Raw genomic sequence first — 8,117 nt, forward strand, 5'->3', positions numbered from 1 at the left:
TCCGTCGTGTTGCCGTCCGAGGTCTGCGTCGTATCCGTATCCGTCGTGTTGCCGTCCGAGGTCTGCGTCGTATCCGTATCCGTCGTGTTGCCGTCCGAGGTCTGCGCTGTATTGGTACCAACTGTCGTGTCGGTGGTGTCTCTCGGCGACCCTGTTCCGTCGGTATCGGCTGTGTCATCTATGTCGTCGAGGTCGACCCCGGTTTCGACGCGGCCGCGCGTCTCCACGGAGATGTTTGCGAGGAACTCCGACAGAGACGCCTTCCCCGTTCGCGGCTGGTCGATGCGGACGTCCGCCGTGTCAGGGTTGACACGGAAGGCCCCGAGTTCGTCATCGCTGTCCCGAACCTCTGTCGTGTAGGCGCCACCGCGGTGGACGTAGACGGCGTCGGGGCCGTCCATCGGGGCGTCGTAGATGCGGCCGCCGAAGTCGTCCTCGATTGCGAGGTTCTGCAGGTCTGCGTCCGTCCCCTCGGCGTCGACTTCGAGTTTGACAGCCTCGCCTGCGGCGGGAACTGCGATTTCACCATCGACGCCGGCCAGATCGGGCTCCGGCGTCTCCGTGACCGTCACCTGCTCGCTGTGGGGTGCAAGACCGGCGCCGTTGACCGTCATGCGGTGGTCTCCCTCCGGCATGTCTTCGAGGACGGCGACGCCCGCGAACGTCGGCACGGCTTCGGGGTCGCTTTCGACCAGACAGACCGCCTCGACTGAAGACTCGGTCGTCGTCACACCCTCGTCTTCGGGCGCCTCCTCGTCGGGTTCGGTCTGTCGGACGGCGGCGATGAGACGGTTGACCGGTGTCGGCTCCGCGATGGCGTCGTAGCGGTCGGCAAGCGTCTGGCGGTGGGCCGGGTCAGTCACATCGCTTGCCGGGTCGTCGTAGCGGGGCTGTTCCCACGGGACGCCCGTCGTCGTGATGTGGCCCGCGGCGAGGTCTTCGCCGAACTCCGGAACGGTGAACTCGAAGCTCAACTGCGGCCCCGTGAACGCCGAGATGTGTTCGAGTTCGGCCGTCGATACGAGGTCGTAGGAGATGTCCATCCCAGCGTCAGCCTCGACGTCGGCTGCATCGAACGCGAAAATCTCGCCCGTCTCACGGGCCGGGAGGTGTTCGGGCGGCGAGGCGAGCTCCTCGTAGGAACTGACTGTGAGTTCGGCGGCGATGAGCGACTCCTGTTCGACCGACGGCAGTTTTTCGTGTTCGTGAATCGGCTCGCCGTCGAGTTCGGGGGCGACGTACGGCAGTCGGAATCCCTCGTCCCTCGGGAGGCCGTAGGCGGCCGGGAGTTCGAACTCGACGCCTTCGAGGACGTTGTTCGTGATGTCGGCGGTGATGTCCTCGAACGGCGACCGCGTGAAGCGGTCGGCGATCTCGTTGACCGAGAGGCCGCCGGAGTGGGAACCGAGCTCGGGTAATACGCGGAGACTGCCGGCCGTTTCGGGGTCGAGGAACTCGTTGTTCGGCACCTTCCGCGAGTGGGCGCTGCCGACGAACAGCTGTGGGTCACCGGACTCCGTGTCGACGAACACCTGCGTGAGTTCCCAGTCGTGCCAGTGGAAGTTCACGGAGAACTGGTCGAAAGCGGCGTACCACCAGTACTGGACGACCGCAAGCGGCGAGTCCTCGTATTCGAGCACTCGGTAGAAGACGGTCGGGTTCGGTGGGGCACCCTCTTCCTGGAACCGTTTCGAGTAGCCGTCGAACGCCAGAAAGCCGTCGACGATGGTTTCACCGTCGGCCTCGGTCTCGTAGGGTCGGGGGTCGGTCGGGAACCATTTCTCGTAGCTGTCGAAGTAGTACACCGGTGCGAACTGTTCGGCGAGTTCGCGGCTCTCCTCGTCGCTCATCTCGGTGGCGGCCGCGTCCGGCGCGCGGTCGAACGCACCCAGACCGTAGGCTCCCGCGACGCCGGCGGCGCCGACGCCGCCCGTAATTTTGAGCACGTCTCGCCGAGAGAGGGCTCCGAGTTCAACCATGTGATAGCTCGTCCGGCCGCCGCTCGGCCGGCCCGCATTGAATCGAGAGAACGCGTGGTGTCCGAATAGGCTTTGCGGCCGATGGCATCGAGAGGAACACGAACGCTCGGCCGGGAAGGACAGGGCTTTGCCGCCGCCATCCGAACGCCGGGTATGAGTAGTTTCGAGGGGTTCCGCTGTACGGACTGCGGAACGACGCATGCGACGAACGAGGTGGCGACCAGGTGTCCGAAGTGTGGCGGGACACTCGATGCGACGTACGACCACGGCGCTGTCGACCTGACGAGGGAGACGCTCGCCGACCGCTCGGGCGGTTGGAAAATCGAGGAACTGCTGCCAATCGTACCCGAGGGCATGGGCGAGGGTGCGACGCCGCTCATCGACGCCCCCCGACTCGCCGACGAACTCGGCGTCGGTCGCGTCCTTATCAAAAACGAGGCACACAACCCCACCGGCAGCGTCACAGACCGTGGGCAGGCGCTCGTCGCCGCAGCCGCCGCGGCTGCCGACGCCGACACCCTTGCGCTCCCGACGACGGGCGATGACGGCCAATCGGCAGCCGCCTACGCCGCCCGCGCTGGTCTGCTTTCGCGCGTGTTCGTCCCCAGCCGTGCGAACTTCATCAACAAGGCGATGATCAACGTCCACGGCGGCGATATGCGCGTCGTCGAGGGGCGCTTCGGCGACGCCCGCGAAGCCTACGAAACCGAACGCGAGGAACTCCCCGCCGCGGAAAACGAGGAGTGGTTCCCCGCCGGCGCCTTCGATTCGCCGTACCGCCACGAAGGGCTGAAACCCATCTACTACGAACTGGTCGAACAGATGGATTTCGAGCGGCCCGACGCCATCGTCGCGCCGGTGGGCCACGGCGAAACCGTCGCCGGGCTCTGGAAGGGCGCCCGGGAGTTCGACGACCTCGGCCTCGTCGACGGAACCCCCAGACTGTACGCTGCCCAGCCCGATGGCTGTGCCCCCATCGTCGACGCCATCGAAGCCGATACCGACCCCGAGCCGTGGGACGTTCCAGACACCGTCGTCGGCAGCCTCGAAATCCCCGACCCCGAGGGCGGCCTCCCTGCGGTCGAGGCCGTCCGCGCCAGCGGCGGCGCAGGCGTCGCCGTCGATGACCAAGACCTCCTCGACAGCGCCGCAACGGTCGCCCAACACGAGGGGCTGGAAATCAGCGTCGCCTGCGGCACCGCCGCTGCCGGCGCGTGGGAGCTGATGGAGGACGACGCGTTCAACGCCGACGACACCGTCGTTATTGTCAACACCGCTACTGGCAACAAGGACGCGGATATCGTTCGCAGTCGGCTGATGGGACGCGGGCTGTAATCACACCGCCCGCACGCGGGCACTATTTTATAAAATCGGTGCTGTGACCGTCCGAGACGACCAGTCTCGAGTACGGAAGTGGCGTTCAGTCGTCGCTCGCCACGTGGCCGGCCTGGTCGGTCGCGGCGTCCGGCGTCGCCGAGTCCGGCAGGGAGTTCCGGACATCGGCATCTTCTCGCTCGTCGATAATCTCGGCGTAGGCGTCGGGAAGCACCTTCACGAACCGCTCGCGCTCCTCCTCCCAGTTGTCGAGGATGTACTCGGCGCGGTCGGAGTCGGTGTAGGCGTAGTGGTTCTCGATGAGTCGGCGGAGCATCTGGCGGTCTTTCGCGTCCAGTTCCTGACTCGTCGAGACCATGCCGTAGTTGACCTTCTCCTCGAAGTCCCCCTCGCGGTCGAGGACGTACGCGACACCGCCGGACATCCCGGCGGCGAAGTTCTTGCCCGTCTCGCCGAGACAGGCCACGACGCCACCGGTCATGTACTCACAGCCGTGGTCGCCGACCGACTCGACGACGGTTTTGACACCGGAGTTTCGGACGGCGAATCGCTCGCCTGCCATGCCGTTGATGTACGCCTCACCCTGGGTCGCACCGTAGAGTGCGACGTTGCCGATGAGGATGTTCTTCTCGGGCTCGTAGGGTGCGTCGTTCGGGGTGTTGACGATGAGTTTGCCGCCAGAGAGGCCCTTGCCGACGTAGTCGTTGGCGGTGCCCGTCAGCTGCATCGTCACGCCGTCCTGCAGGAAGGCGCCGAAGCTCTGGCCAGCCGTGCCGCCGAAGTCGACGGTAATGGTGTCGTCGGCCATGCCCTCCGTGCCGTGTTTCTTCGAGATGCGGTTCGAAAGCGTCGCGCCGACGGCGCGGTGGACGGTCGAGATGTCCGAGTCGATGTATACCGGCTCGCCGCGTTCGAGGGCGGGTTCGGCCTCCTCGATGAGCTCCCAGTCGAGTGCCTCGTCGATTTCGTGCGTCTGGGGTTCGGTCTTGGTGCGCTGGTCGCCGGCGGGCTCGGCGAGAATGGCCGAGAGGTCGAGTTTCTTCGCCTTCTCCTGTTCGACATCATCGCGTTGCGTGAGGGTGTCGACGCGGCCGACCATCTCCTCGACGCTGGTGAAGCCAAGGTCGGCCATGATTTCGCGCAGTTCCTGGGCGATGAACGTCATGTAGTTGATGACGTGCTGTGGTTCGCCGGGGAAGCGCTGCCGGAGGTCTTCGTCCTGCGTTGCGACGCCGACCGGGCAGGTGTTCTCGTGGCACTGCCGGGCCATCACACAGCCGGAGGTGACGAGCGGCGCGGTGCCGAAGACGTACTCCTCGGCGCCGAGCAGGGCACCGATGGCGACGTCTTGGCCGGTTTTCATACCGCCGTCGACGGTGACCTTGATGCGCGAACGCAGGTCGGTCGACCGGAGCATCTGGTTGGCCTCAGCGAGCCCGAGTTCCCACGGCAGGCCCGCGTTCTTGATAGAGGTTTTCGGCGAGGCGCCGGTGCCACCAGAGTGGCCGGAGATGTGGACGACATCGGCGTTCGCCTTCGCGACACCGGCGGCGATGGTGCCGATTCCGGCTTCCGAGACCAGTTTGACGTTGATGTCGGCCTCGGGACTGGCCGCCTTGAGGTCGTGGATGAGCTGTTTGAGGTCTTCGATGGAGTAGATGTCGTGCAGCGGCGGCGGCGAGATGAGGCCGACACCCGGCGTGGAGTAGCGGACATGGGCGATCATCTCGTTGACCTTCCGACCCGGGAGATGGCCGCCCTCGCCGGGCTTTGAACCCTGGGCCATCTTGATCTGTATCTCGTCGGCGTTCGTCAGGTAATCGGACGTGACGCCGAAGCGGCCGGATGCGACCTGTTTGACGCTACATTCTTTCTCGGTGTTGAACCGCTCGGGCGGTTCGCCGCCCTCGCCGGTGTTGGATTTGGCGCCGAGGCGGTTCATCGCGATGGAGTTGTTCTCGTGGGCCTCCGGCGAGAGACTCCCGAGGCTCATCGCGGCCGTGGAGAACCGTTTAACGATGTCCTCGACGGGCTCGACATCCTCGATGGCGACGGGGTCGCGGTCGGAGTCGAAATCGAGCAGCCCGCGAAGGGTCTGGAGGTTCTCCGTCTGGTCGTTCATCAGTTCGGCGAACTCCTGATACTGGTCGTAATCACCCTGGCGGACTGCCTTCTGGAGTGCGCCGACGGATTCGGGGTTCCACTCGTGGAACATGCCCGACGAGCGGTGTTCGTACTCGCCTTGGCGTTCGAGGTCGGGGTCGTCGCCGAAGGCGACCTCGTAGCGCTTCCGGAGGTCGTCCTCGAGGTCGTCGATGTCGATGCCCTCCGTCCGCGCGGTGGTACCCTCGAAATATTCGGCGACGAAATCCGAATCGAGGCCGACGGCCTCGAAAATCTGGGCGCCCTGGTACGATTCGACCGTCGAGATGCCCATCTTCGCCATCGTCTTCAGGAGGCCGTCCTCGACGGCCTTGATGTAGGCGTCGATGGCCTTGCTCTGGTCGGCGCCGTCCGGGCCGGCGACGAGGTCGGTGATGGACTGGTAGGCGAGGTAAGGGTTGACTGCACCGGCGCCGTAGCCGATGCAGGTGGCGACGTGGTGGACAGCGCGGGGGTCGCCCGACTCCAACACCAGACCGATGTGGTTCCGGAGGCCGTTACGGACGAGGTGGTGGTGGATGCCACCCGTCGCAAGCAGCGCCGGAATCGGGATGGCGTCCTCGCCAGCCTTGCGGTCGGAGAGCACGATGAGGTCGTGTTCTCGGGCTGCCTGAGTCGCCTCCCGACGGGCGTCCTCAACGGCGGTTTCGAGGTCACTCTCAGGGTCGAACGTGATGTCGAGGACGTACGTCGAAAGGTCGCCATCGAGCTCTTTGATGCCAGCCGTCTCGGCGTCCGTCAAAACGGGTGAATCGAGGATGAGTTGGCGGGCGTGTTCGGGCGATTCGTCGAGAAGGTTCCGCTGGTATCCCAGCCGGGATTCAAGCGACGTGACGAGTTCCTCTCGGATGTAGTCCAGCGGCGGGTTCGTCACCTGTGCGAACAGCTGTTTGAAGTAGGTGAAAAGCGGGCGGTTGAACTGCGAAAGGACGGACAGCGGCGTGTCGTCACCCATCGACCCGACTGGGTCTTTCCCGTCGCGGGCCATCGGCTCGATGAGGTGGTTCATCTCGTCGTGGGTGTAGCCGTACATCGCCTGCTGGGAGCGAAGCGCGGGCACCCCACCATGAGGGAGCGCGTCGTCGGTGTCGGCGACGTCTCCGAGGGCGACCTGTTCGTCCTCGACCCACTCGGCGTATTTGTCGTCGACGAGCTCGTCGAAGATCTCGTCGTCGGGGATGACGCGGCCTTCCTCAGGGTCGGCGAGGAACAGCTGGCCGGGCTGGAGTCGGTCGCGGCGTTCGATTTCGCCGAAGTCGTGTTCGAGGGCGCCGGCCTCGCTGGCCATCACGAGCGTGTTGTCGCTGGTGACATCGTATCGGCAGGGTCGGAGGCCGTTGCGGTCGAGCACCGCACCGACGCGTTCGCCGTCAGTGGCGGCCACCAAGGCGGGGCCGTCCCACGGCTCGATGAGCGAGGCGTGGTAGTCGTACCATTCGCGTCGTTCCTCGGGAACGCGGTTCGCCTCGCCGCGCCAGGCCTCGGGGATGAGCATCCGAAGAGCGTGGGGCATCTCGCGACCGCCCTGCATGAGCAGTTCGAGAGCGTTGTCGACGGAGGCGGTGTCGGACTGCTCGGGGTCGTTGATGATGGGGCGGAGCGTGTCGATGTCGTCGCCGAAGGCGGGGTGTTCGAGGTCGTCCTCGCGGGCGCGCATCCAGTTGATGTTCCCCTGGATGGTGTTGAACTCGCCGTTGTGGATGATGTTGCGGTACGGGTGGGCGAGATGCCACGCGCCGAGCGTGTTCGTCGAGAAGCGCGCATGTACCATCGCAAAGACGGACTCCATCCGCTCGTCGGAGAGTTCGGGATAGTATTCGGGGAGCTGTTCGGCAGTCAGCAGACCCTTGTAGACGACCGTCTCACGGTCGAGTGAGCAGATGTAGAAGCGGCCGGAGCCGTCGGGGCGACGCTCCTCGATGGTGTTTTCGAGGTCGCGGCGGCCGACGTAGAGGGCGCGGTCGAAATCGTCGCTGTCCAGTTTCGAGCGGACGAAACACTGGACGACAGCGGGTTCGGAATCGACGGCAGTCTGTCCCAGCGAGGCGTTGTCCGTCGGGACTTCACGCCATGCGAAGACGTCGAGACCGTGGTCTGCGAGGACGTTCTCAACGATAGTCTGGAGGTGGGCGGCGGCCTCGGTGTCCTGCGGCATGAAAAGAGCGCCGACGGCGTACTCGCCGTTCTCGGGGAGGTCGTCGATTTCGTCGGCGAAGAACGTATGCGGCGTCTGGAGTATGATGCCGGCGCCGTCGCCGGTGTTCTCCTCGGCGCCGGTCGTTCCGCGGTGTTCGAGGTTTTCGAGGAGTTCGATACCGTCCGCGACCGTCTCGTGGGACGCGCCGCCGTCGAGATCCATGACGACGCCGACTCCACAGTTGGCGCGGTAGTCATCGGGGTCTGCGAGTCCGGCCGAACCCGCAGAAGAGTCGATTCGCTCAGGCATACTAACTCATCATGAGTACCCCAATAAGAGGCTTCCCCTCAAAGACTAATGGTGGGTTTACCCCATATAAGGACATATAATTATGAAGGAGTGTGGCTTTCTACCAGTGTTCTGCCACTGACGCCGCCGCTGTCCGTCGATGTCTGTCTCAGCGTGTACCATAGAACTAAGCAGCCGAATTGACGGGGCGTCCC

General features: G+C 65.0%; 3 protein-coding genes. 1 reads left to right on the plus strand and 2 read right to left on the minus strand.

Going from position 1 to position 8,117, the window contains the following annotated elements; translation table 11 throughout:
* On the minus strand, positions 1–1,979 hold a 1,979-nt coding region (locus ACI8UR_RS11695), incomplete at its 3' end, for a hypothetical protein (RefSeq protein ID WP_415087898.1).
* Positions 1,980–2,132: 153 nt separating this feature from the next.
* Between ACI8UR_RS11695 and ACI8UR_RS11700 the strand changes: the two genes are divergently transcribed.
* On the plus strand, positions 2,133–3,314 hold the full coding sequence (locus ACI8UR_RS11700; RefSeq protein ID WP_411713986.1) for a threonine synthase: 1,182 nt from the start codon (positions 2,133–2,135) through the stop codon (positions 3,312–3,314).
* 85 nt (positions 3,315–3,399) lie between these two features.
* On the opposite strand, the gene gltB is transcribed toward ACI8UR_RS11700, so the two are convergent.
* Positions 3,400–7,923, minus strand: a complete 4,524-nt coding sequence (gene gltB, locus ACI8UR_RS11705) for a glutamate synthase large subunit (protein WP_411713987.1) — start codon at positions 7,921–7,923, stop codon at positions 3,400–3,402.
* Positions 7,924–8,117: the final 194 nt, after the last annotated feature.

This window comes from Natronomonas sp. (assembly GCF_047616845.1).
Lineage (GTDB): Archaea > Halobacteriota > Halobacteria > Halobacteriales > Haloarculaceae > Natronomonas.

Excerpts from the sequence above, each read along its gene's own strand:
- gltB (WP_411713987.1), bottom strand. The coding sequence starts at position 7,923 with ATGCCTGAGCGAATCGACTCTTCTGCGGGTTCGGCCGGACTCGCAGAC.
- ACI8UR_RS11700 (WP_411713986.1), top strand. The coding sequence starts at position 2,133 with ATGAGTAGTTTCGAGGGGTTCCGCTGTACGGACTGCGGAACGACGCAT.